Raw genomic sequence first — 25,646 nt, 5'->3', positions numbered from 1 at the left:
TCCTGATATTATGAGATTCTCTTAAAACGACTGATAAAGAAGCCGTCGCTTCCATATAATTCGGGTGTAATAAGGATACAATCATTTTTAAGAATATCTTTTCTTTCGTGATCCAATGGGACTTGTTCGAAATTTGGATGGTTTTTCAAAAATTGGTCCACCACTTCAAAATTCTCTTTACCCATAATTGTACACGTACTGTACACTATTATACCACCTTTACGCACACTTTGACAAACACTATCCAGAATGGCCAATTGAATAGCTTGTAAAGATACAAAATCTGCACTCTCTTTATTGTACTTGATATCAGGCTTTCTCCGGATCAAACCAATCCCTGAACAAGGCGCATCCACCAAAATTTTATCGAAAGCATCAGGTCCAAATGTTTCAAAGACTTTTGTCGCATCTAACTTCTTTGTCAAAATTTTGTCCGCAACATGGAGCCGATTAGCATTTTCTTGAATCAATTTGAGCTTATGGTCATAGAGATCCAAGGCTGTGACTTTCCCAGTTGTGAGATAAGAAGCCAGGTGAGTCGTCTTTCCACCTGGCGCCGCACAGGCATCTAAAACCCACTCATCTCCTTGCAAATCCAAAGCCGGTGCCACCAATTGACTGGACTCGTCTTGAATAGTAATGCGCCCTTCTTTGAACAAGGAATGCGCTGCAAAATGTCCCTGTTCTTTCACGAGAGCGGACGGAGCAAGTAGAGAGGAGGTTGCTTCGAGTAGCTGAGCCAACTCTTCTTTTTCGTCTAGATCAATCACACGAATACTGGATTTATTACGCTGATAGAGACTCTTAAAAATAGCGCAAGCACGTTCCTCACCGTATTCTTCGATCAATGCTTTGACCAACCATACAGGTAGGGAATACTCTACCGAATAACGTTTATTCTTTCGCTTGATCGTATCAATAGCTGGTAGTCCCTCGCGGAGGAGCTTTCTAAGAATAGCATTGACAAACTTCTCACTGCCTTCTTTACGACGTTTTGCTATCCGGACAGCTTCATTGACGATGGCATGATCGGGAATGCGGTCTAAATAGACAAGTTGATACAAACTCATCATCAAAAGATAATAGAGCCAAGGATCTAATTTCGTCCGGTCTTCAATTACGTGGGCGAGATACCACTCGAGTGTTATCTTCCGTGCTACAGTACCGTATACAACTTCCGTAACAAAGCTTCTATCTTTATCTGAAAATTGAGAGTGTTCTAGCGCTTGATTTAGTGCAATATTAGAATAAGCCCCCTGTTCAAAAACCTCTTCTAATACTCGAACGATCTGTTCACGCGCATTCATTTGTTTAACTTCCAAAGTGATCTCCTACTTTCAATTGACGGCCAGCGCCATTCAAAAAGTCTGTGATGGACATTTTTGGTTTTCCTGCTGGCTGCACAACTTTAAGGGACAATGCGCCTTCTCCTGCAGCGACCAGCAACTCTTTTTTGGTCAAAGCAATCACTTCTCCTGGATTTCCATTTCCTTCGCATAGTTCAGCTTCATAGACTTTTAAGCGTTGACCATTTAATAACGTATGAGCGACCGGCCAAGGATTCATTCCCCGAATCTGGTTAAAGACTTGGCGATTGGTTTTTGTCCAGTCCAAAACCTCTTCTTCCGGTAAAATATTCGGTGAAAATGTGACCAAACTTGGATCTTGTGGACATGGCTTGATCTCCCCTGCCAGGTAAGCTGGCAAAGTATCTAGGAGTAAGTCACGTCCAAGGACTGCCAATTTTTCAAACAAAGTTCCCACATTGTCCTCATCTAAAATTGGGAGAGAACGAGCTGCAATCATGTCTCCGGCATCCATTTCCTTGACCATTTCCATAATTGTAACCCCAGCTTCTTCGTCACCATTGATCAGGGCATAGTGAATGGGAGCTCCACCTCTATATTTAGGTAATAAAGACGCGTGGACATTCACCGCAAACTGAAAGTTCTCCAACAATTTTGTCGGTAAAAATTGTCCAAAAGCAGCGGTCACAATTCCATCTGCATCCAGTGATAAGAGAGTTTCCATTTCTGGACTACCCGATAATTTCTCCGGCTGAAGAACCGGTAGTTGATATTCCAAAGCTACCTGCTTCACCGGGGTCATTCGAATCTCTTTTTTGCGACCTACTTTGCGGTCTGGTTGAGTCACAACTGCCAAAATTTCATAGCGCGAATCTGCTAACAATCCCTTTAAAACCGTCGCTGAAAAATCAGGCGTTCCCATAAAAATTAATTTTGTCATTTCTTTCTTCCTTACATAAAACTTTGAGGTTCATTATCAATACTGACACGTAAATCTTGGTTGCCTCTTTCTTGTGTAAATTCTAAGATTTGATTCAAGACCTGTGTCATGCCTTCTTCAAAACGATATTTCACAATGATTTGATAATGATACAAATTATGTGTGCGTGCAATTGGTTTAGGTGTTGGTCCTAAGATTTGGACCTGATCAGATAAGCCAGATCGGAGAATTTCCATGACCTGATGTGACTTCTCCATCACCATTTCCTCACTCTTATGGGATAGGGTTAACCCAACTGTGAAGTAATAAGGTGTATAGCCTAACTGCCGGCGAATCTGCATTTCATAGGCAAAAAAGCCTTCATAATCTTGGTCTTTGGCAAATCGAATCGCATAATGATTGGGGTTGTAGCTTTGAATGATAACCTCTCCTTCTTTCTCTGCTCGTCCGGCCCTTCCTGCCACCTGAGTCAAGAGTTGAAAGGTTCTCTCAGAGGATCGATAATCCGGTAAATTTAAAGAAGTATCCGCATTCAAGACACCCACTAACGTCACATTTGGAAAATCCAACCCCTTCGCAATCATTTGCGTCCCTAACAAAATATCCGCTTCTCCATTCCCGAAAGCATCTAATATCGCTGCGTGGCTCCCTTTTTTTCGAGTGGTATCCACATCCATGCGCAGAATTTTAGCTTCAGGAAAGATCTCTTGTAATTCATTATAGGCTTTTTGCGTTCCTGTCCCGTAATAACGAATGGAAGGACTTTGGCAATTTGGACAGTGTCGAGGAATCGATTTGCTATAGCCACAATAATGACAGTTCATGGTTTTAGTATCCATGTGGAGGGTCAGTGAGATATCACAATTGGGACAAGTATCTACAGTTCCACACTCGCGACACATGACAAAGCTGGAATAACCACGGCGGTTCAACATCAAGACAACCTGCTCTTTTTTCTGCAAGCGATCAGCAATAGCTTCCACTAGAACCGGAGTGAAGTTACCAGCTTCATTTTGACCAATATAATCACGAAAATCAACGACTTTAACTTCTGGAATTTTGGCTGCCGGATTGGCCCGTTGGGTGAGACGAATTAATTCATAAACCCCTTTTGTTGCACGAGCCCGCGATTCTAAACTTGGTGTAGCAGATCCAAGAAGCAAAACTGCTTGATTGTACTGAGCTCTTAAGACCGCGACTTCCCTTGCGTGGTAGCGTGGGTTACTATCTTGTTTGTAGGAAGCCTCGTGCTCTTCATCAATGATGATGGCTCCGATGTTTTTTAAAGGGGCAAAGATGGCTGAGCGCGCTCCAACGACTACCTTAGCCTCCCCACGTTCAACTTTCCGCCATTGATCATACTTCTCACCGTTTGATAAACCCGAGTGCAGAATGGCTACTTCCTGGCCAAAACGCGAGATAAAACGATCCGTCATCTGTGGCGTCAGGGAAATCTCAGGGACCAACATAATAGCCGTTTTCCCCTTATTTAGAACTTCCTGAATAATCTGCAGATAAACTTCTGTTTTCCCGCTTCCAGTCACACCTTCTAATAAAAAAGGCTTTGATATTTTCCCAATTTGAGAAACTACTGTTTCGACAGCTTTTGCTTGCTCTGAATTTAAAAGCAGGGCCTGGGTCTGTTCTTTTCCTTCATAATATGCAGCCGCCCGATTCACTTCTCGTTCTGTAATTTCTAAAACACCCTGATCAATAAAATAAGCCACTACTTCTCGTGAAAAATCCTGATACAATCCTGCTAAGGGTTGCTCCCCTTGCTCTAGTAACAGGCGCTCTTTCAATGCTAGCCTTTTTTTAGCTCTCGCTGATGGTTGAAGTTCTTTTAATCCTTCCTGGTTAACGCGATACCATTTTTCTGTTTTAATTTGTTTCTTATCCTTGGCCTTGTATTCAAGTACCAAATCTCCTTTTCTGACCAACCGCATCACTTGGGCTTGATCGGCTGCATCTAGAGAAGAAAAAGAAACTTCATTTTTTGCACCAAAAAGTTTTATTTTGAGAGTGGGATCTAAAGAAGGTTGAGGATACAAAATCTTATCATAACTCGAATTGAGGAGAGAAGGAAGCATGGTTTTTAAAATCGTGATCTTATAAGAAAAAACACTTTTTCGTAATTGATCCGCCAACCAAAACTGCTCTTGATTTAAGACCGGAGTGTAATCCAAGATCTCCACAATCGCTTTCAATTCCTCGCTTGTGTCTGCCTCTTCTAAAACATCTACCACAATCCCTTGAATGAGGCGATTCCCTTTACCAAAGGGGACATGAACTCGCATACCTGCCTCCACCATATCCTCAAATTCTGATGGGATCTGATAAGAATAGGGTTTATCTGTCTGCATCAATGGGACATCTACGATGACTTTTGCTATCACTTTTTCACCTCCAGCCTCTATCATATGAGCTTTACTTTATCACGGAACCCTTTAAATAGCAAAAAATAAGATTGAGAAGCCCCAACCTTAAATTTTTTCACCATCTTCTTTTTCTTTGGCAATTTGTTCCTTAATTTTGCGCTCTTCTTCTTCTTTGCGAATCCGCTCTGCTTCAATCCGACGACGAAGCGTTTCACGTTTTGCTTCTGGATCCGGGTGAACAACTACGTTTCCAGACTCGATTTCTTCAAGCGCTTGTAATGTTGATTTAACTGATTGGAATTCTTGAGTTGGTACTGCACCACTTTCCAATTCGTGGGCCCGTTTTGCCTCAAGAATGACCAATGAATATTTTGATGGTACTTTGTCAAGCAATGTATCAATAGAAGGTTTTAACATCATATTCCTATACCTAATTTCTAATTATTTATCTCTTCACAATAGTTTGTGTTTTTGGTAACATATCCAGATAATGGCCAATGACACGGTCTACACGGAAATGCTCTGCTTCGATCACACGTTTGACACGCTCAGCAGCAAGAGGAACCTCGTCGTTCACAATGGCGTAGTCATATTCACGCATCATGGCGATTTCTTCTTTTGCTTTTTCAATCCGTTGCGCAATAACTTCTGCACTATCTGTCCCGCGACCCACTAATCGATCTTGCAATTCATCCAAATCAGGCGGAGTTAAGAAAATAAAAACTGCATCTGGAACTTTCTTCTTTACTTGAAGGGCACCCTGAACTTCAATTTCAAGGAATACATCGATTCCCTTGTCCAAGGTTTCATTCACATAGGTTAAAGGAGTCCCATAGTAATTTCCAACGTACTCAGCGTACTCCAACATTTGCCCTTGAAGGATCAAATCTTCAAATTCTTCACGTGTACGGAAAAAATAGTCGACACCATCCACTTCACCTGGACGTTGTGCACGCGTCGTCATCGATACAGAATACTGAAACTGATTGTCCGAATTTTCAAAAATTTCTCGTCTGACCGTTCCTTTTCCAACCCCCGAAGGGCCAGAAAATACGATTAATAAGCCACGATCCGCCATGATTTCTCCTTCAATGTCTTTCTATCTAGTGTAACAAAAATCGGCCTAATTTTCAACTGATTTTTTCATTCAAAAAGCTTGAGATGCTAGATCTCAAGCTTTTTGTTTATTTTGCGTAATCGACTGCACGCAATTCTCGAATCACGGTAACCTTAATGTTTCCAGGATACTCAAGATTAGACTCGATCTTCTCACGAATATCATGAGCCAAGATCGTCACTTTATCATCCTTGATTGCCTCAGGGCTAACCATAATACGGATTTCACGACCCGCTTGAAGGGCGAAACTTGTCTTAACTCCTTCAAAACTATTTGCAATTTCTTCAAGATCTTGCAAGCGTTTGATGTAGCTTTCAAGTGACTCACTTCGTGCTCCAGGTCGAGCTGCACTCAAGGCATCCGCTGCAGCGACAATGACTGCGATGACACTTTCTGGTTCCACGTCACCATGGTGGCTGGCAATAGTATTGACAACCACTGGATGTTCCTTGTACTTCCGTGCCAATTCAGTTCCAATCTCGACGTGACTTCCTTCCACTTCACGGTCAATCGCTTTTCCGATATCATGTAAGAATCCTGCACGTCGTGCCAAGGTAGCATTTTCACCCAACTCGCTAGCAATAATACCAGAAAGTTTGGCAACTTCAATGGAGTGACGCAAAACGTTTTGACCATAAGAAGTACGGAATTGCAACCGTCCCATGATTTTCATCAAATCTGGATGGAGGTTTGGCGCACCAATTTCATAGGCAGCCGCCTCACCGTATTCACGAATACGATTGTCAATTTCCTGACGGTTCTTCTCAACCAGCTCTTCGATACGGGCTGGATGGATCCGACCATCTTTGAGAAGGCTCTCCATTGTCATGCGGGCAATTTCACGACGAATCGGATCAAACCCTGACAAGGTCACCACTTCAGGCGTATCATCAATAATCACATCGACACCTGTCAAGCTCTCAAAGGTACGAATGTTGCGACCTTCACGACCAATAATCCGACCCTTCATACTATCGTCTGGCAAATGAACGGTTGAGTTTGTTTGCTCAGCAACAAAATCACCCGCCATTCGCTGCATAGCTTGCACGAGAATGTCTTTTGCGATTTTATCAGAACGTTCTTTCACTTCCAATTCAGCATCACGAATCCGTGAGGCAATTTCTTTTGAAAGTTGCTCTTCCGTCTGACTCAAAATAATGTCACGCGCTTCTCCTTGACTTAGAGCAGCGACACGTTCCAGTTCTTCTACTTTCTTGTGTTCAAGCTCTTCCAGCTGTTGTTCACGCGCATCAATGTGTTTAGTTCTATCTGTAAGACTTTGCTCTTTGTGTTCAAGAGACTGTTCTTTGCTTGTTAAAATGTCGTCTTTGCGATCAAGATTGCTAGCACGTTCTGCCAAACGGCTTTCTAATTGCTTCAATTCTTGTCGTTCTGACTTAAACTCAGCATCGACCTCTTCACGATATTTTCTGGCTTCTTCCTTTGCCTCCAAAAGTGCTTCTTTTTTAAGTGAACTTGACTCATGCTTCGCCTCTTTTAAAATCAAATCGGCTTCACGTTCTGCCTGTCCACGTAAATTCGTTGCTTCTTGTTCAGCATTTAAAAGGGTGAGTTCCGCAGCTTCTTTTGAAGCTTTCATTTTAAGAGCAGTTCCCACATATCCAATGACTAAACCAATGACCGCGGCAAAAACACCTGTAATTACAAAATTCATGCTTTTACCCCAAATCTATTTAATTAGTTGAATTAAAAATTCTTTTACATTTTACCACAAATTACTAAAATTAACAATCTAAAAAAACAGGAAAAACCTTTTATATTTTTGCTTAACCCTTATTCTTTTATCCACGTTTCTTTCATGGAACACCTGTGAGAAATTCATCTATTTCCACTTTGTTGAATCTGCTTTTTATGCTATAATCAAGAAAAACAAAGAAGGATTTGAGTATGACAAAAGAAGTAATTGTTGAAAGTTTTGAATTGGACCACACAGCAGTGAAGGCTCCTTATGTACGCTTGATTGGCGAGGAAACTGGACCAAAAGGAGATATCATCTCTAACTTTGATATTCGCCTAGTGCAGCCGAATGAAAATGCGATTCCAACGGCAGGGCTCCACACAATCGAGCATCTTCTTGCGATGCTCATTCGCAAACGCATAGATGGTATGATTGACTGTTCCCCATTTGGATGTCGCACCGGTTTTCATATGATCATGTGGGGACAGCATTCAAGTACGGAAATTGCTAAAGTGATTAAAGAATCTTTAGAAGAAATTGCATCTGTCAGCACTTGGGAGGATGTCCCAGGCACAACCATTGAGTCTTGTGGAAATTACAAGGATCACAGTCTCTTCTCAGCCAAAGAATGGTGTCGCCTGATTCTAGATCAAGGAATTTCGGACGATCCATTTGAACGTCATGTTGTTTAAGACTCAAAAAAGGTTGAACCTGTGGTTCATCCTTTTTTCTTGTCATTTTTCCCAGAAATAGTATACTTGCTCAGGCATTAATAATCTAGAGCATCTGAATGACCTTTTCCGTTCCCTACGAAATAACCAGTCTTGGCATTGATACTAAAGAGATAGGTTCCATCTGGTTTGAAGAGGTTGTAATAGCCATTACCGTTAATGATATTAACACGCTCTAAAATGTATTGATTGCCAGTGATATGCCCACGTTTACGAGCAATGTTCAATACTTTTTCAAGGATCCCATCCCCAAACACCCAAGCCGGGTTATTGACATCATTGATAGCTGCTTGGTTATATGGCACACGGCTCAAGTTCCGTTGAAGTGGGACACCATCGCTTGGAAGACCGTACCCTGAATAGCCTGGGTTTGCCGTTCCTGCACTACCTGTAGCAGCATTGACAGCTGGGGCTGTAGGCGTTGCTGCTTGAGCTGGGGCTGGAGTTGCATTGGAAGTATCTGTACCACCTGTCCCTGTCACTGGTGCCGGTGTCGCAACTTGTTGTGAACGTCCTTGCGCAACCGCCTCATTCAATAAGCTATCTAATTTTTCATTGCCTGTCTTTGTTTCTGCAAAGGTCGCATCACTTTTCGCTTTGGCAGTTGCATCAAGAACTCCATCTTTGATGACTGGAGAACTAAATTGAGAATTCACTTTTTGAATGGCAGAAACTTGCTTCACAAGGTCTTCATATTTTGTTTTAGCCGCATTATAATCACTGCTTCCTTCTAATTTGTCCAGCAGTTTCTTCAGATTTTCCAAGTCTCCGAATTTATCATTTTTAAGAGCACTTTTTGATTCATCTACAAAAAAGGCATCGTAGGCTTTGGTAAACTCTTCCAATTTTTGAGCCTGTGTTTCACTGCTACTTGATTTAGAAGTAGAAGATGACTTGCTAGATGAAGACGATACAACAGTTGTACCACCAGATGTTCCACGACTGTGCATCCAGTTATAGGTCACAAAAATGGCCGAACCGACAATCGCAAGACCTAAGGCAGAGTATAGAACCGCTTTGATTCGTTTGCCCGCATTGCTTGGTGTTTCCTCAGGAAGTTCCTCAGCTTCTACAATTGGTTCAGTTGGTGTGGGACCAAATTTAATCTTAGCAGGTAATTCAGTTGAGATAGCATCCATTTCAGGCCTTTGTTCCAAGACCGTTTCCGTCACTTCCGGCTCCTCCACTGCTTCAGCTACTTCAGCAACTGTTTCTGTAGCTGCCAACTCTTCAGCTTTAGCCAATTCTTCTTTGGCCAAAATTTTTGTATCGTATTTTTCAGCTTCAATTTCTGCTCGGTGTTGTTTGATGTATTTGTCTAAGACATTATCACCTTCAGTGACACCTGCTTCGATTTCTTCTGCCTTTCGATTGGCCTGCCCAATCGTCATCTCTTTAGCATCTTCAAACTCTAAAATTGATTCTGTTTCTTGCTCTAATGGCTTTTTATCCTTCTCTGTCATAAAAATCCTTTCTATGCCTTAATCTGCCGTTTTACTCGTTCCCCAAAATATTGGTAGAGATCAACTTTTAGGGTTCCGTTATAAAGTTTTCGTTTTTTATCTGCTTTACTACCGAATTTAGATTCAAAACCTTCATCACTGGTTAGGATAAATTTACTCCAGGTTTTGAGAGGTGCAAATACGTGCCCCATTTCAGTATACAATTTCGTCACACCTTCATCATCGGATAAGCGTTCTCCATATGGAGGATTGGAGATAATCACCCCGTTGATCTTATCTGAGTGAAGATCTTGGACTCGCATTTGTTTGAAAGTAATGTCACTGCTAACGCCCGCTTTCTGGGCATTTTCTTTGGCAATCTCAACCATCCGTGCATCGATATCGGTTCCCATAATATCCAATTCGATCTCGCGATTGATTTTTCTGCTTGCTTCTTGACGGACTTCATGAATCAAGCGATCATCCATCCAGTTCCATTCTTCAAAAGAAAAGGTCCGACGTAAACCAGGTGCCATATTTCTCGCAATCATTGCCGCCTCAATACAAAACGTTCCAGAACCACATGTCGGGTCAATCAAGGGTTTATCTGGATACCAGTTTGACAGCAGAAGAATTGCTGCTGCCATATTTTCCTTAATAGGGGCTCCCCCTTTTTCAGTCCGATAACCACGTTTGAAGAGGCTACTACCAGTGGTGTCAATCAAGACAGTGGCTTGGTCTTTAAGGATCGATACTTCGATCTTGAACTCTGCCCCATTTTCCATGAGAGGAACACCTTCTGGTCGGGCATAGTGTTTTTGTAACTTTTTAACCACTGCTTTTTTCGAAATGGCCTGAACGCTAGGTTCATTATGGAGTTTTGATTTGACACATTTAGCCTTAGAAATAGGAAAACGTGCTCCTAAAGGCAAATAATTTTCCCAATCCAAAGCAAAGACACCTTGAAAGAGTTCTTCGAAGGTTTTGGCTGGAAAAGTCCCAACCACAATTTTTACTCGATCAGCCGCGCGCAACCAGAGATTGGTCTCGATGATTGCTCGACGGTCTCCTTGAAATCGAACCCGTCCATTTTCAACCTGGCAATCGTAGCCGAGATCGCGTAGTTCTCGACCAACAACAGCCTCTATACCAGCAGCGGCCGTTGCAATCAATTCAAATTGTTTTTTCATCTTATTCCTATCACTTTAAAAAAGGAGGTTGAGATCTCTCTCCACCTCATCAACCTATATGCAATTTTCTATAAGCCATGTTTTGTTCCAGAAACGACTAGGTACCATTTCCTTCGATAATCATCTGTCTACTGTTTCCAGTCAGAATGCTATGTTCGTTTCCACGCATTCCATGCCCCGACCAAAGTTTGGGTTGCTAGCTTGAGGGGTTTACCGCGTTCCACTTTTTAGGTTTCCCTAAAAACTACGTCACTGTGGCACTTTCAGAGTTACTAGAGCTTATCCTTAGACTTAGCTCCTTCACTCGCCGTAACTTGAATACCAAGTCCCTAGGCTTATGGATTCACCTAGCACAAACACTACAGGCATCACAGCCTGTGCTAGCATGGACTTTCCTCATGAGAGGATTCTCTCACGCGATTATCCAAAAATTGCACAATCTATGGGATTAATAATCGCGATCTACGATCTGTTTCCCAAAAACTTCTTTTTCCAAACGATTGAGACGTTTGAGAATATCAAAGTTCGTCGCTGTTGTCACTTGCGGGTATTCTTGCGTAGCAGTGCTAGCAATCGGAGATGTTTGTGGTGTTTCCTGTGCTTTTTGGGCAAGTTCTTCACGAAGGCGGGCGTTTTCTTCACGCAATTCCTTCACCAAAGCAGCATAGGTTTCATAGTCTTTTATGACATCATCCAAAAATTCATTTACTTCATCTTTATTATAACCACGAACTTCTCGTTTGAAATCTTGATCAAAAATATCTTTCGCAGTAAAAATAATACTCGCCATTACTCTCTCCAATCTAGTTCATCATCTCAATTATATAAAAAAATGGTAAGAAAAATCAAGGTATAACACTTAGTTTTCGTAAAAATTTTCAGCAAGTTCATTTAAGTCATCAAAACTTAATTGTTTGACATAAAATGGTTCTTTTTCTACCATCATTTTGTAAAGATATTTTAAATTGGTTTCATTTTCTGGATCATAAAAAACATAAGCTCCATCCGCGTTATCTATCAAAAACTGATTGTATTCTTTTAGTTGACCCGGATTGCTATAGTGGGGATAGGCATATTTCACGAAATCCACCTGTTTGAAGCGTGCTAATAATTCCTGATTGCTTTCATTCCAATTTTCGCCAATATTCTCAAATAGGAAGATCGTCGCCATTTGAAAATCGTAATCTTTTTTTAATGCAAAGGCGACCTCTAGTACCCAAGCCTCAAATCCCAAATTACCAGAAAAGACCAGCCATTTCACTCCTTCTTCAAATAAACGACGAAGATCTCTTTCAATAGCTTTTTTAATGATGGGCAATCGAGGGTCTTTATTGGAAAAGACGCCCACATCAAAACTCTTATAACCTGCAACAAGTATGGTATTCATTTTTTCCTCATTATTCTAATTTATGATATAATAGAGTGATGTAATTGTACCAATAAGGAGAACTATGGTCAACTATCCACATAAAGTAGCCAAAAAAACCTTGGTCTCTACACAAAGGAAACATCCAGTCGACTTTGCGAATCGTGGGATGACATTTGAAAAAATGATCAACGAAAGCAATCAATACTATCTTTCTCGAGGTCTGGCAGTCATCCATAAAAAACCAACACCGATTCAAATCGTGAAAGTAGATTATCCACGTCGCAGTCGGGCAAAGATTGTTGAAGCCTATTTCAGGCAAGCCTCAACGACGGACTATTCTGGAGTATACAAGGGACGCTATATCGATTTTGAAGCTAAGGAAACACAGCAAAAGCAATCCATGCCGATGAAAAATTTTCATCAACATCAAATCGATCATATGGAGGCGGTTGTCCAGCAAGGCGGTATCTGTTTCGTTCTCTTGCATTTTGCAAAGTTGAGTGAAACCTACTTACTTCCTGCTCCTGCATTAATTCACTATTACAACATCGATCATGGTAGTAAATCCATGCCCCTCTCCTATATTCAGGAGCACGGCTTTCTAGTAGATAAGAATCGTCTTCCAAGCGTTCCTTATCTTGATATTATCGAACAGAAACTTCTAGGCGGTATTTAAATGAATAAACAAACAGTCATTCAATGGTTGAAATATGTTGCCATCGCAGCCATTTCATTTTTCTTACTTTTATTTGTCCTCGGTGGACTGATATTTAGTTACTATGCTATGAAAGCACCAACCTTGTCTGAAAAAGATTTGGTTGCAACAACATCTAGTAAGATCTATGACAACCAAAATAACTTGATCGCGGATTTGGGAGCTGAGAAACGAATCAATGTCACAGCCAATGAAATCCCTACTGATTTGGTCAATGCTATCGTTGCGATTGAAGACCACCGTTTCTTCAATCACCGTGGGGTCGACATCATTCGGATCGGCGGTTCCTTCCTTCACAACTTACGAGGAGGAAGTCAAGGTGGGTCAACCTTGACGCAACAATTGATCAAGTTAACCTATTTCTCCACTTCAGCCTCTGACCGTACCCTCTCTCGTAAGATCCAAGAAGCTTGGTTAGCAACCCAACTAGAAAAGAAAGCAACCAAACAAGAAATCTTGACCTATTACGTCAATAAAGTATTTATGGCGAATGGGAACTACGGAATGCAGACAGCTGCGAAAAGTTATTACGGAAAAGATCTAAAAGATCTTTCGCTCCCTCAATTGGCACTCCTTGCGGGGATGCCCCAAGCACCAAACCAATACGACCCCTACTCCCACCCTGAAGCAGCGCAACAGCGCCGAAACTTAGTATTAAAAGAAATGCTCGATATGAAGACCATTTCTAACAAACAATACGAAGCAGCGGTCAATACACCTGTTACAGATGGTCTACAAAGTCTCAGTTCTTCAAGCAGTTACCCAGCCTATATGGATAATTACCTAAAAGAAGTGATCGAGCAAGTCGAAGAAGAAACGGGCTACAATTTGTTGACAACCGGAATGGATGTCTATACAAACGTGGATACAGAAGCTCAAAAGAAACTATGGGATATCTACAATACAGATGAATATGTCAATTACCCGGATGATGAAATGCAAGTAGCTTCTACCGTTATTGATGTCAATACTGGTAAAGTCATTGCTCAGCTGGGTTCTCGTCACCAATCCAGCAATGTTTCCTTTGGTACAAACCAAGCGGTTGAAACGAACCGTGACTGGGGTTCAACAATGAAACCAATCACAGATTACGCACCAGCTCTTGAACATGAGGAATATACCTCTACAGCAGCTACTACAACAGATGCGCCATACAACTTCCCTCATTCCTCAACGCCTGTCTACAACTGGGACCGTTCATACTATGGTAGCATGTCCATTACCTACGCAATTCAACAATCTCGTAACGTGCCTGCGGTGAAGGCCCTGGAAAAAGTTGGTCTTAAACAAGCTAAGAAATTCCTCAATGGATTAGGGATCGATTACCCAGAAATGGTTTACGCCAACGCTATCTCGAGTAACACTAGCGATTCTAGCAACAAATACGGAGCCAGCAGTGAGAAAATGGCAGCTGCCTATGCTGCTTTTGCCAATGGCGGTACCTATTACAAACCATCCTATGTTAGTCGGGTTGTCTTTAGTGATGGCACAACCAAGGAATTTGAGTCCGAAGGAACTCGTGCAATGAAAGCAACAACTGCCTACATGATGACAGATATGATGAAGACAGTTCTCTTGTCTGGTACCGGTACAAATGCTGCCATTTCGGGAATCTACCAAGCTGGTAAGACAGGTACATCAAACTATGCTGATAACGAAATCGGTAAATTGACAAAAAATGCTTATTCAAATATTGTAACACCGGATGAATTGTTTGTAGGCTACACTCCTGAATATGCCATGGCAGTATGGACAGGTTATTCCAATCGCTTTACACCAGTATTGGATAATGGAATACAGGTCGCAACGGATGTCTACCGTCAAATGATGCTCTATCTTGCTAATAATAATAACTCTGGTCATACGGATTGGACGCAACCAAGTGGACTGTATCGAAGTGGTTCTTATCTCTACTTAAACAATGGTAAGAACAACTACAATAACTACTACTATGAGCCAAGTTATTCCACTGATCAGTATTCGTATGAAGAACCATCGTCTAGCTCTTCGAACGAAGAAAATCCATCTAAACCATCTGAGCCTTCTTCGCAAGACTCTAACAATCATAACGAATAATAGAATGGAGAAGTCGGGCTTTTGCCCGGCTTTTTTTAAAACAATGGTTAAAAAACCAGAACGAATAAAATCTGATTTATTTAGTTAGACTTCCCAGCTTTTTTATTTTTGAGTATATAAAAAAAAGAGCCTTTCGGCTCTTATTAGAATGTAGACAAACTATTTTAAAGCAAAATAAGTTAAGTGATTCTGCAAAAAACAAAATTGAGTTCCAATATTTAAATCGATTTAAGAAAATACTGAAACTTTCCGCTGTGAGAAAAGTGCTTGAAACGTTATTGTTTCAGGCACTCGGAATTATTGAGACCTTAGACTCAATAATTAGTCATGGAACTTTAAAGAAGTTCGCTGACGTCCGTACTCACCTAAGGAAAGTTTTTAAGATATTTTGTCTTCAATCTGAAAAGAGCCTTTCGGCTCTTTTCTATATCATTATTTTGCTAAAGCTCCCATTGGATCCCACGGTGCTAGGACAATTGGTTCTGCTTCATAGGCTGCTAATTCGTCTGCTGTTAGGAATTCTTTACGAACCACGATTTGATAGGTATATTCATCCATCCAAGCATCAGAAGCCACAAAGTAACCATCTGTACCGACCTTGTCTCCCCATGAATTTTCAACCTTCCATTTACGAGGCTGACCTGCTTCGTCTAAATCAACCCCTGTCAAGACCATAGCGTGTGTCATGAGACTTTCTGCATAGTCCAAGCGACCCGCCTTGTCTTGTGTCAAATGAATGTCCATGCCTGCTTCAAAATCGTAGACATCTGTTGCCAGGATTCCGGCTTTACGGTTGCTGACTTGGCCTACATCTGAACCAAACCAGACAGTTTCTCCTGCTTTCATTTGAGCAATAGCTAATTCTTTCAATCGATCCATTGGAACATTTAGGTAGCGGACTGGACGGCTACCAACCACATTGCCCAGCATATCTACGGTGTAAGATTTTCCATATGGCTTATCTGTAGTTGGGGCATTGATAATGGAGACGTAATCGTCTAATTGAAGGTCTACATATTTTTTGTAGAAGCTTTGTGGAGTTAAGCCACTTTCGGTATGGAATTGGTTGTCCTTATCACGGTATGAAAAGTCAAATTCACGCGGAGGCAATCCTAAAGACATAGCCAAGAAGTTAAAGATTTCTTGCAACAACGCTTGTTTCTTGCTCGCAACTGCCTCACTATCTGCGCCTGAGTGAATCAAGTCACGCAAGATTTGCGCATCTTGACGCAAGAGTTTATTGAGGTAGGTGTTCAATTCCCGGCTATTGCTTGAAGAAATCGATTCTGGATAAACTGATTTTGGAACCACTCCGTATTTCTCAAAGAGAGATACTACCATATCCCATTGACCGCCATCTTGTTGAGGGGTTTGTAGGAGAAAAGCCACCTTACGGCTGGTTAATTCTTGGTCTGCTGTAGCAATCACTTGCTCCAAAAACCAGTTTGCTTTTTCATACTTATCCCAAAAGAAAGTATGTGCTTGAGACAACTCAAAATCTTCCAATTGGAAGCTTGAGATCATCTTGTGACGGAAGGTATTTAAAGCCGCAAACATCCAACAACGACCAGATGCTTTTTGGTTTGTAACCTTGTCCTTGGTCAAATCAAGTGAAAAGACTGGTGTATGTTCTACTGCACTCTTGCGCGTTTCAAGCGATGCATGAATCCCATTATGGGTAACAGCATTTTCAAGAGCCGCATATTTCACGTTTGCTTCATAATTGGCATAGAGCTGGTCTGTAAATTCTTTCGTTAATTCTGACATAGCAATCTCCTTTTTTCGTTATCTACTATTATAATCCTTTGAGCAGAATCTTCAAGTAAAAATCACCCTATAGAGAGGGGTTCTGTATGGAATAAATAATTTTATCCCCGCAGTATCCTTTGCGTTGAATGGCTTTAGGGATGATTTCTACATACTGCATTCCGGCCTTTTCCATGACTTTTCCAGAAGCAGGATTTAAACTGATATAAGTGGCTTTGATTTCTTTAAATCCAACTTCGTTCAATAAGAAATCCAAAACAGCTATGACAGCTTCTGTCATGAATCCCTTCCCCCAGAATTTCTTGCCAAGGATATAACCCAGCTCGCAAGATTGACTTTCCTGGTCTTGGGAAACCACACTAATATCTCCAATTACCTGATCCGGTGATGTTTTGAAACAGATCGCCCATTTATAAGTATCTGGTTTTTGATACTGTTCGACCCATCTTTTGATCGATTCTCTGGTCCTCTCAGAAGATGTATGGGCATCCCAGGTAACATATTTCAGATTTTCAGGATCAGAAGCCCAATTTTCATACATCGCTGGTGCATCTTCCAAAACGAAAGGCCTCAAGTATAACTGTTCTGTCTTCATGACAAGACTACCAAGATGATTCATATGTTGTCTCCCTTCATTTTTTCATGCAACTTGAATTCTGCAAGTTGGTTACTTTAATCTAGAAGAAAAGGACGGATGAAACCGCCCTTCTTTTTGATGCTTTTCACAATATAATATGGTGAGAAGACTACGAAATCGAACTCTACGAGTTACCGATTTCTGTCTAGTATTAATAGAAAAATTCTATTTGTTTCCACCTCATCCATGAGCTTTTCAATGATACATTGACGCAGTAGCTGGCTGATTTGAACGGAGCTCTTTGAGCACCTTTCAAATCTAGACAGCCTTGCGGGGGTGAGACTACGAAATCGAACTCTACGAATTACCGATTTCTTCCTCGTTCTCCTATTTTAAGACTCGGGCTAAAAAGGTCCACTGGACCTTTTTACTCCCAAAAATGATCAAATACTGTGATTGGCAAGTGGCGTTTGTGTTGGCCTTTGTACCACCATTTTTCAATAGTGGCTTGAGCTTCTGGACTCACTTGTTTGCCTTCTAGGTAATCATCAATTTCATTATAGGTGACACCCAGCGCTACTTCATCTGCTATTCCTGGTTTTTCTTCTTCCAAATCTGCTGTTGGGATTTTCTCATAAAGAACAGGATCGGCTCCTAAGGCCTTAAGCAATTGTTTTCCTTGGCGTTTATTCAAACGGAAAAGGGGCAAAATATCGGCACCACCATCTCCAAATTTTGTGAAGAAACCAGTAATATTTTCTGCAGCATGATCCGTTCCAATCACCGCTCCGCTGCGTGCTCCAGCTAGAGCATACTGAGCAATCATGCGACTGCGAGCCTTAATATTGCCTTTGTTAAAATCAGAAACCTCTGTTCCAGTCGCTTCTACTGCTCGTACCATTTCGTCAGCAGACTCCTTGATATTCACAACCAGGCTAACATCCGGCTGGATAAAGGCCAATGCTTTTTGTGCATCTGCTTCATCTGCTTGTACCCCATAAGGAAGACGAACGGCAATAAATTGATAGGAGGCATCTCCTGTTTCTGCACGCATTTCTTCCATGGCTAATTGAGCTAATCGTCCAGCAAGAGTTGAATCTTGTCCTCCTGAGATCCCTAATACAAATGTTTTCAAGAAGGGATGTTTTTTTAGATATCTTTTTAAGAAATCAACCGAGCGGCGAATCTCTTCCTGAGGATCAATGCTAGGCTTGACACCCAATTGTTGGATAATCTCTTCTTGCAAACTCATTTTGCTTCTCCTTCTCCATTGGCCTTGTTACGCATTTCCTCGATCAGATCCATCTTATCCTGCCAAATATCTTTGGCCAAGTCAACTGGGTAATGCTGTGGATTGAGAACGCGCTTGTATTCATCCCATAATTGATCGTAATTTTTACGAGCATATTCTTGAATTTCTGATAATGTTGGCAGTTGATAAACCAATTGACCCTCTTTAAAAATATCCACTAAAAGAGGAACCGCCTCAAAGTTTCGGACTGTTTTATTAATGTAGGTATAAGTTGGATGGAACATTTTAAGTTCTGTCAGTTGTGAAACATCTACTCCATCGTAAGTGATGTAGTCCCCTTCTGACTTACCTTTTTCACGGCTGGTAATCCGCCAGACTTGCTTTTTACCTGGTGTAGAAACTTTCTCTGCATTATTGGAAAGCTTGATGGTATTGATCATCTCTCCTGCTTCGTTTTCAACAGAGACAATTTTGTATACCGCTCCAAGCGCTGGTTGATCGTAAGCTGTAATTAACTTGGTTCCTACACCCCAAACATCAATTTTTGCTTTTTGCATTTTTAAGTTGAGGATGGTATTTTCATCCAAGTCATTAGAAGCGTAGATTTTAGCATTTGTAAACCCAGCCTCATCTAATTGCTGGCGAACCTTTTTAGAAATATAAGCAATATCTCCTGAGTCAATCCGGACGCCTAGGAAATTGATCTTATCTCCCATTTCACGTGCTACCTGAATAGCTGCTGGTACCCCAATACGAAGGGTATCATAGGTATCGACGAGGAAGACACAATCTTTATGGGTTTCCGCATAAGCTTTAAAGGCTTGATAGTCATTCCCATATACTTGTACAAGAGAATGGGCATGGGTTCCTAAAACTGGGATTCCAAAGAGTTTTCCTGCACGAACATTACTAGTTCCATTGGCCCCTCCGATGACTGCTGCTCGAGTTCCCCAAATAGCAGCATCCATTTCTTGCGCACGACGGGTTCCAAATTCCATCAAAGGCTCATCTTCAATGACCGAACGAATACGAGCAGCCTTTGTGGCTATCAAGGTTTGAAAGTTGACGATATTCAAAAGGGCTGTTTCCACCAATTGACACTGAGCCAGAGGGCCTTCGACCTGAACAATTGGTTCATTCGCAAAGACTAAGTCTCCTTCTTGAGCCGATCGTACCGTCAATTCCAACTTGAGATCACGAAGATATTCCAAGAAGGCCCCATGATAACCAAGTGACTCTAAATAGGCAATATCGCTCTCAGAAAAACTCATGTTTTCCAAGTATTTCACAATTCTCTCTAAGCCAGCAAATACAGCGTAACCGTTTTTAAAAGGCTGTTGACGAAAATATACTTCAAATACAGCATGTTTATTGTGGATACCTTGATCAAAATAGACTTGCATCATGTTGATTTGGTATAAATCAGTATGCAAAGTTAAACTGTCATCTGGATACATATGTATACCTCTTTTTTATTGATTTGTTCTATGAATTCCTACCATAAAATTAGTACCATTATAGCACATTTCAGCTCTATTGAATACTGAAAGGAAAGCATGAAAAAAATCTGAGACAGGAAGCTCAGATTTTTTGGATTAAAAGTTTTCTGTGATATATTTATAAACTTCTTGGCCAGCAATCGCACCGTCTCCGACGGCTGTCGTCACTTGACGCAAATCTTTTTGACGAACATCGCCAACTGCAAAAATACCTGGGACTGTGGTTCTCATATGATCATCTGTCACTACCCAGCCATTTTCATCTAAAATACCAAGTTCTGTCGCAAATTCACTGACAGGATCTAAACCGACATAGATAAAGACACCACCGAAGGCTTGCTCTCTAACCTCTCCTGTCTTCACATCTTTTAAAAGGACAGACGTTACTTTTTGTTCACCCTTAATTTCTTCAACAACCGTATTCCAAGCAAAGTGAATTTTATCATTAGCAAAGGCACGATCTTGAAGAACTTTTTGAGCACGCAATTGATCACGACGATGGGCAATGGTCACTGTTTTTGCAAACTGCGTCAAAAAGACAGCTTCTTCTACCGCAGAATCGCCACCACCAACGACTAGAAGATCCTCATCTCTAAAGAAAGCTCCATCACAAACAGCACAGTAGGAAACCCCTCTACTATTCAGCGCCTCTTCACCAGGGACATTCAATGAACGGTGGTTAGACCCTGTTGCAATCACCACGGTTTTAGCTTCAAATTCCCCATCATCTGTGACAATCTTTTTGGTTGCTCCGTGGTCTTCGATGCGCTCTACCTGTCCAAACAAATGTTCCACACCAAGATTTTCTAAAGGCTCAAACATTTTTTCAGCCAAGTCTGGGCCACTAATATTCGCATAGCCAGGATAGTTTTCAATGTCAGACGTATTGTTCATTTGACCGCCTGGAATTCCTCTCTCAATTAATGCGACTTTTAAATTGCTTCGTGCTGCATAAAGGGCAGCAGTCATCCCTGCAGGACCTGCTCCAATAATCACTGTATCAAACATACTCAACCTCTTTCTGTTTTGTTGTAACCATTATAATTCTAACACGGTCTTTTTGCAATTATCGTGCTTGAAAGATAAACAAAATCCCTATGACCGCAAAGGTTAAAATAGGAATCGTCATGATATCAATTAAGAGGATATCATACAAATGGGCTTGTCGTTGCTTGGCTGTTTTATCTTTCTTCTTAAGGGCACGGTAGCCAATCCAAATACAAGAAGCGATCCCAACTAAAATCGTTGTCGTCACTAAACTTTGTAAATATAAGGACAATAATTTATTTAACATCACGACTCCAAATATTTTTACATTTTCAGAAAACAAACCCAGCTAGCATCGCCAGCTGAGTCTTACCTCTTCTCTATTATATCAAACATAGGTCCGTTTGTAACTAGCAAAGAATTCTTTTGTCCGTTCTTCTTTTGGATGTTGCATGATTTCCTCTGGTGTTCCAGATTCAATAATCCGTCCTTTATCCAAAAATAGGACCTTATCTGCTACTTGCGCTACAAAAGACATATCATGGCTGACCAGTACCATGGTTTGTCCCGATTTTGCCGCATTGGCAATGGATTTTTCAACTTCTCCAACCAATTCTGGATCCAAGGCTGAAGTCGGTTCATCCAGCAAAAGAACCTCTGGTTTCATGGCCAAGGCACGAGCCAAAGCAACCCGTTGTTTTTGTCCACCTGAGAGGTGACGAGGATAGTGATTTTCACGATCCGATAAGCCGACTTTTGCCAGTTCTTCTCGAGCAATTTTCGTTGCTTCTTGATCGGATAAGCCCTTCACAACAATGAGCCCTTCTTTCACATTTTCAAGGGCTGTTTTTCTACCAAATAAATTAAACTGTTGGAACACCATGGCCAATTTTCTTCTTAAGGTTAAGATTTGATCTTGGGTAATGTGCTCAAAATCAACTTCGAAATCATCAATCTTAATTCTACCACTGTCTGGAGCTTCCAAATAGTTTAAACTGCGTAAGAAGGTTGATTTACCAGCTCCCGAAGACCCGATTAAGGCCACGACTTCCCCTTTTTGAATTTCCAAACTTAGATTATTTAAAACCTTTTGACCTGAAAATGTCTTTGATAATTCTGAAATATAAATCATTAGATCCGGACCTCCTGATCTGGTAAATCAATTGCTACGGGAGTCTCAATATCCAGTCGACGTTCAATGTGACGGCCTAGTATTTCAATGAGAATGTTCACAATCCAGTAAACAATCGATACCGTGATAAAGCGTTCAAAGTACTTCAAATCGCTCCCCCCAACAATCCGTGCTTGGGCAAAAATTTCAACCACACTGGCACTAAAGGCTAGCGAGGTCCCCTTGGTCAAGCCAATGAGAGAATTGATTAAGGTTGGAGTTGCAACGACTGCTGCATTGGGAATAATAATCCGTCGATAAACTTGACGGTTGGTCATCCCAAGACTACGTGCTGCCTCAATTTCACCAGGGTCCACTGATAAAATAGCTGCCCGGATGGTCTCACTCGCATAAGCCGCCTCATTAAAGGCAAGAGCCACAATTGCGAACAGCTCAGCCGGAATAGCATTAATGTTAAAAGCTGTTCCATAAGACTGATTGATCGCTTTTAAAATAAGAGGAATCCCATAATAAGTCAACATCAGCTGAACCAACAAAGGAGTCCCACGTAAAAAACTGACAAAAACAGCTTGAATCGGGTAAAGAATTCGTACACGATTAATTTTGACCAGAGCAAAAATCATAGCAAAAACAATCCCAAAAAATGCGCCTCCTAGGGCTAATAAAATCGTCACAGGCAATTTTCCTATGACTGCCGGAAATGCATCCAATACGGCTCTCAAACTAAACAGCTTGCTATCTGGAACGTGTTTTAAAAAGTCAGCATACCAGTTGGCAGTTAAAAGATTAGTTGTAAACATTTTTGTTACTTCCTTTCTCGAACATAAACATTCTATCACATTCACTATCGGAATTCCAAAAATTGCTACAGAAATAGAAAAATGATAGACTACTCAAATTTAGTCTATCATAATTTTAGACAAGTTCCTAATAGTTTTTCTTTATGGAGTTCATAAAGAAAATCTATGTTTTCTTCTGAACATGTGAAAGAAGGGGTTAGAAAGTTTGGCGTTTGGCCTTTCGTTCCGCCCGACCACGCGCACGGTTTTCAGCTCTTTTAGCTTTTCTCCGCTTTTCATCAACTGCCCATTTGATTTTTTTCTTGTAGCCTGGTTTGATTTTTTTCTTTTTCTTCTTCACCAGACCAATCATTTCGATGTCGAGTTTCTCTTGCTTTTTCTCACGATTGGCCCGTCTGTCCCGATCATAAGTATCTTCAATAACCCCATTTTTCAACACTTTCGGTACGAAACGAATTCCCATTTTTTCTAGTTCACGGATATCTGAATCATCACTTGGTTGATAAAGAGTAATAGCGACACCTGGTAGACCATTGCGTCCTGTCCGGCCAACACGGTGAACAAAGAAGGAAAGATCTTGTGGAATAGCATCGTTGATGACATGACTCACCCCTTCGATATCAATTCCACGAGCCGCCAAATCGGTGGCCACAATATACTCAAAATCAAGATTTTTAACCTGATTCATGATCCGTTTCCGTTCACGTGGTGGGATATCTCCGTGAATCTTTGCCACTTTCAATCCCTGAGCCACTAAATAGGCATGGAGATCATCTGCTCTCGTTTTGGTATTAACGAAAATCATGGCCAAATAAGGTTGCAAGGTCTTGGTCAATTGGTAAATTTGCTCATTTTTATCCCGACCCTTGGTGGAAACCAGCCAATTATCGATGGTATCTGAAATCACCGTCTTAGTCTTAATTTGCTCCATGACTGGGTTTGAGAGATATTTTTTCAAGAAAGGCTGCAATTTTTGCGGAATGGTGGCTGAAAAAACTAAAAATTGCAGTTGTTGCGGAAGACTTGAAGCAATCTTATCCACAGTAGACAAGAATCCCATGTCCAGTGTCATATCTGCCTCATCCACCACAAAAGTATGGGCCTTATGAATAGCCAGATCACCCGATGCAACCAGATCATAAATCCGGCCTGGAGTTCCAATCACGATATGTGGTTGTTTGACCTGCAGTTTTTCAATCTGACGGCTTTTATCCGTTCCTCCAACATAATTTACAATCCGAATCTCTTTTTCAGAATGACTAGCGATTTGACGAGCAGCTTGGTAAATTTGCGTCGCCAACTCCCGACTAGGAGCCGTGATGACCGCTTCTACTTGTTGGCTGTCTTCATTTAAGGTTTGAAAAATCGGCAAGAGGAACGTATGGGTTTTCCCAGAACCTGTCTTTGACTCTCCTACCAAATCATTTCCAGCTAGGACAATCGGAATTAGTTTTTCCTGTACTTCGGTTGCTTCTCTAAAATTGATTTCTTTCAGTGCCTCTTGAATATAGGGCTTAAAATTAAACTCTGTAAATTTCATTTTCTCAGTTCCTTTCATGATCTCTATTATTATATCAGAAAAGCTGTCTTCTTGCCTCTCTTATGGGTCATTTTTCCTAACCAGCGAAGTCTCTCTGAGTCAGCAAAAAAACGATGGGCAAGCCCACCGTCGTTTTATAGGTAGAGAAGGACTAGAGTCACGATACTTGTCACCAAGGCAATGCTCCACATAAAGGCATCCACTTTCCATTCTGACCAGTTTTGCCCATTGCCAGAAAGGCCACCCAGTTCTAAATGATGGTGGAAAGGAGTCATTCGGAAAATCCGACGTCCTTCCCCGTAACGTTTCTTGGTCCATTTGAAATAGGTCACTTGTAGCATCACTGAACCTGTTTCAATGACATAGACCAGACCAATCAAGAGCAGCGTCCACTCGACATGCAAAGCCATTGACAAGGCTGCAAGCATCCCTCCAAGAGCTAGACTACCGACATCTCCCATAAAGATTTTAGCCGGCTTGTGGTTGAAGACAAAGAATCCTAGCAAGGCCCCAATCATACTCAAGGTGACAAAGAGAATGTCCCATTTCCCTTGCATATAGGCAATAAAGGAATAGGCACTCAGGCTAATGGCAACGGAGATGCTGGCTAATCCATCGATCCCATCTGTCAAATTGACAGCATTTGAGAAACCAACCAACCAAAATAAAGCAAAGAGAATGTAGAAATGGCCCAAGTAAAGTTCATATCCGAAAACATTCAAAAGGCTTCCTGCACCGTGGCGTTCAGAAAAAATATAGAAGATGATTCCACCAACAAGTTGAAGGGCCAATTTTTGTTTTGGGTTAAGACCTTCATTAATCTTACGAAAAACTTTTAAAAAGTCATCCAAAAATCCAACAATTCCATAAAGAATCAAGATAAATAGAATCAGTTGAACAGGGCGCGTGAAATTTCCAGTCAATACGGTAACGACAAAACTAACTAGAACGGCTGTAATGAGAAATACCACTCCACCCATTGTCGGAGTGCCAGCTTTCGCTTTGTGTTGTTTCACATCTTCGTGCATTTGTTGCCCAGAAATATGAGCACGATGGTAAAATCGAATAAAGGCTGGAATAGCAGCCACTGTTAATAGAAACGATACAAGGATCGTAGCAATATACATC

General features: G+C 41.2%; 23 protein-coding genes and 1 other RNA gene. 3 read left to right on the top strand and 21 right to left on the bottom strand.

Features of this window, described 5'->3' with window-relative positions:
* Window positions 1-8: 8 nt before the first annotated feature.
* The 6 genes from rsmB to ACESR9_RS07230 form a co-directional block, all read right to left on the bottom strand.
* Window positions 9-1,322, bottom strand: coding sequence for a 16S rRNA (cytosine(967)-C(5))-methyltransferase RsmB (gene rsmB, locus ACESR9_RS07255; protein ID WP_373106195.1), 1,314 nt, complete (start codon window positions 1,320-1,322; stop codon window positions 9-11).
* Complete coding sequence (fmt, locus tag ACESR9_RS07250) at window positions 1,312-2,247, bottom strand: methionyl-tRNA formyltransferase (RefSeq protein ID WP_324737844.1); 936 nt, start codon at window positions 2,245-2,247, stop codon at window positions 1,312-1,314. Before fmt ends, rsmB begins: the two co-directional genes overlap by 11 nt.
* A gap of 11 nt (window positions 2,248-2,258) precedes the next feature.
* Window positions 2,259-4,667 carry a primosomal protein N' gene (locus ACESR9_RS07245; protein WP_373106194.1) on the bottom strand — a complete coding sequence of 803 codons (2,409 nt, stop codon included), beginning with the start codon at window positions 4,665-4,667 and terminating at the stop codon, window positions 2,259-2,261.
* Between the two features lie 63 nt (window positions 4,668-4,730).
* Window positions 4,731-5,045: a DNA-directed RNA polymerase subunit omega gene (gene rpoZ / locus ACESR9_RS07240; RefSeq protein WP_373106193.1), complete on the bottom strand. Its 315-nt coding sequence runs from the start codon at window positions 5,043-5,045 to the stop codon at window positions 4,731-4,733.
* A gap of 25 nt (window positions 5,046-5,070) precedes the next feature.
* Window positions 5,071-5,703, bottom strand: a complete 633-nt coding sequence (gene gmk, locus ACESR9_RS07235; protein WP_049486051.1) for a guanylate kinase — start codon at window positions 5,701-5,703, stop codon at window positions 5,071-5,073.
* Window positions 5,704-5,809: 106 nt separating this feature from the next.
* Window positions 5,810-7,417 carry a ribonuclease Y gene (locus ACESR9_RS07230; RefSeq protein ID WP_049492366.1) on the bottom strand — a complete coding sequence of 536 codons (1,608 nt, stop codon included), beginning with the start codon at window positions 7,415-7,417 and terminating at the stop codon, window positions 5,810-5,812.
* A gap of 233 nt (window positions 7,418-7,650) precedes the next feature.
* On the opposite strand from ACESR9_RS07230, the gene ACESR9_RS07225 reads away from it, so the two are divergent.
* Complete coding sequence (locus ACESR9_RS07225; protein WP_021154551.1) at window positions 7,651-8,133, top strand: S-ribosylhomocysteine lyase; 483 nt, start codon at window positions 7,651-7,653, stop codon at window positions 8,131-8,133.
* A gap of 77 nt (window positions 8,134-8,210) precedes the next feature.
* Here the strand turns inward: ACESR9_RS07225 and ACESR9_RS07220 are convergent, their stop codons facing one another.
* From ACESR9_RS07220 to ACESR9_RS07200, 5 genes are all read right to left on the bottom strand, one after another.
* Window positions 8,211-9,635, bottom strand: coding sequence for a cell division site-positioning protein MapZ family protein (locus ACESR9_RS07220; protein WP_373106192.1), 1,425 nt, complete (start codon window positions 9,633-9,635; stop codon window positions 8,211-8,213).
* A gap of 11 nt (window positions 9,636-9,646) precedes the next feature.
* Window positions 9,647-10,804 (bottom strand): THUMP domain-containing class I SAM-dependent RNA methyltransferase, encoded by a 1,158-nt coding sequence (locus ACESR9_RS07215; RefSeq protein ID WP_023920295.1) that lies wholly within the window; start codon window positions 10,802-10,804, stop codon window positions 9,647-9,649.
* A gap of 66 nt (window positions 10,805-10,870) precedes the next feature.
* Window positions 10,871-11,236: RNase P RNA component class B (gene rnpB, locus ACESR9_RS07210), an RNA gene on the bottom strand.
* Window positions 11,237-11,252: 16 nt separating this feature from the next.
* Window positions 11,253-11,594 (bottom strand): cell division regulator GpsB, encoded by a 342-nt coding sequence (gpsB, locus tag ACESR9_RS07205; RefSeq protein ID WP_049496141.1) that lies wholly within the window; start codon window positions 11,592-11,594, stop codon window positions 11,253-11,255.
* Window positions 11,595-11,663: 69 nt separating this feature from the next.
* Window positions 11,664-12,191: an SLOG family protein gene (locus ACESR9_RS07200; RefSeq protein ID WP_373106191.1), complete on the bottom strand. Its 528-nt coding sequence runs from the start codon at window positions 12,189-12,191 to the stop codon at window positions 11,664-11,666.
* A 64-nt stretch (window positions 12,192-12,255) separates the two neighbouring features.
* Between ACESR9_RS07200 and recU the strand changes: the two genes are divergently transcribed.
* Both recU and pbp1a read left to right on the top strand, forming a co-directional pair.
* Complete coding sequence (gene recU / locus ACESR9_RS07195) at window positions 12,256-12,849, top strand: Holliday junction resolvase RecU (protein WP_003010355.1); 594 nt, start codon at window positions 12,256-12,258, stop codon at window positions 12,847-12,849.
* Window positions 12,850-14,964 carry a penicillin-binding protein PBP1A gene (gene pbp1a / locus ACESR9_RS07190; protein ID WP_118096422.1) on the top strand — a complete coding sequence of 705 codons (2,115 nt, stop codon included), beginning with the start codon at window positions 12,850-12,852 and terminating at the stop codon, window positions 14,962-14,964.
* A gap of 432 nt (window positions 14,965-15,396) precedes the next feature.
* On the opposite strand, the gene pepC is transcribed toward pbp1a, so the two are convergent.
* The 10 genes from pepC to mraY form a co-directional block, all read right to left on the bottom strand.
* Window positions 15,397-16,731, bottom strand: a complete 1,335-nt coding sequence (pepC, locus tag ACESR9_RS07185; protein ID WP_373106190.1) for an aminopeptidase C — start codon at window positions 16,729-16,731, stop codon at window positions 15,397-15,399.
* A 67-nt stretch (window positions 16,732-16,798) separates the two neighbouring features.
* A complete protein-coding gene (locus ACESR9_RS07180) occupies window positions 16,799-17,350 on the bottom strand; it encodes a GNAT family N-acetyltransferase (protein ID WP_373106189.1) in 552 nt (183 codons plus the stop codon).
* 385 nt (window positions 17,351-17,735) lie between these two features.
* Window positions 17,736-18,560 (bottom strand): NAD(+) synthase, encoded by an 825-nt coding sequence (gene nadE / locus ACESR9_RS07175; protein WP_070506168.1) that lies wholly within the window; start codon window positions 18,558-18,560, stop codon window positions 17,736-17,738.
* Window positions 18,557-20,017, bottom strand: coding sequence for a nicotinate phosphoribosyltransferase (locus ACESR9_RS07170; protein ID WP_070594446.1), 1,461 nt, complete (start codon window positions 20,015-20,017; stop codon window positions 18,557-18,559). The genes nadE and ACESR9_RS07170 overlap by 4 nt, the downstream gene beginning before the upstream one ends.
* Before the next feature lie 138 nt (window positions 20,018-20,155).
* Window positions 20,156-21,067 carry a thioredoxin-disulfide reductase gene (gene trxB, locus ACESR9_RS07165; RefSeq protein ID WP_373106188.1) on the bottom strand — a complete coding sequence of 304 codons (912 nt, stop codon included), beginning with the start codon at window positions 21,065-21,067 and terminating at the stop codon, window positions 20,156-20,158.
* 58 nt (window positions 21,068-21,125) lie between these two features.
* Window positions 21,126-21,353 (bottom strand): DUF4059 family protein, encoded by a 228-nt coding sequence (locus tag ACESR9_RS07160; protein WP_003003995.1) that lies wholly within the window; start codon window positions 21,351-21,353, stop codon window positions 21,126-21,128.
* Between the two features lie 81 nt (window positions 21,354-21,434).
* Window positions 21,435-22,178 carry an amino acid ABC transporter ATP-binding protein gene (locus ACESR9_RS07155; RefSeq protein ID WP_003003991.1) on the bottom strand — a complete coding sequence of 248 codons (744 nt, stop codon included), beginning with the start codon at window positions 22,176-22,178 and terminating at the stop codon, window positions 21,435-21,437.
* Window positions 22,178-22,978 (bottom strand): amino acid ABC transporter permease, encoded by an 801-nt coding sequence (locus tag ACESR9_RS07150; protein ID WP_009732322.1) that lies wholly within the window; start codon window positions 22,976-22,978, stop codon window positions 22,178-22,180. The genes ACESR9_RS07155 and ACESR9_RS07150 overlap by 1 nt, the downstream gene beginning before the upstream one ends.
* Before the next feature lie 196 nt (window positions 22,979-23,174).
* Window positions 23,175-24,518, bottom strand: coding sequence for a DEAD/DEAH box helicase (locus ACESR9_RS07145; RefSeq protein WP_037608303.1), 1,344 nt, complete (start codon window positions 24,516-24,518; stop codon window positions 23,175-23,177).
* A 134-nt stretch (window positions 24,519-24,652) separates the two neighbouring features.
* Window positions 24,653-25,645, bottom strand: coding sequence for a phospho-N-acetylmuramoyl-pentapeptide-transferase (gene mraY / locus ACESR9_RS07140; RefSeq protein WP_049490973.1), 993 nt, complete (start codon window positions 25,643-25,645; stop codon window positions 24,653-24,655).
* Between the last annotated feature and the right edge of the window lies 1 nt (window position 25,646).

The sequence above is a fragment of the Streptococcus parasanguinis genome (genome assembly GCF_964238605.1).
GTDB classification, from domain to species: domain Bacteria; phylum Bacillota; class Bacilli; order Lactobacillales; family Streptococcaceae; genus Streptococcus; species Streptococcus parasanguinis_AJ.
Note: the sequence above shows the minus strand (reverse complement) of the source record. Positions and strands in the feature narration are given on the sequence as shown.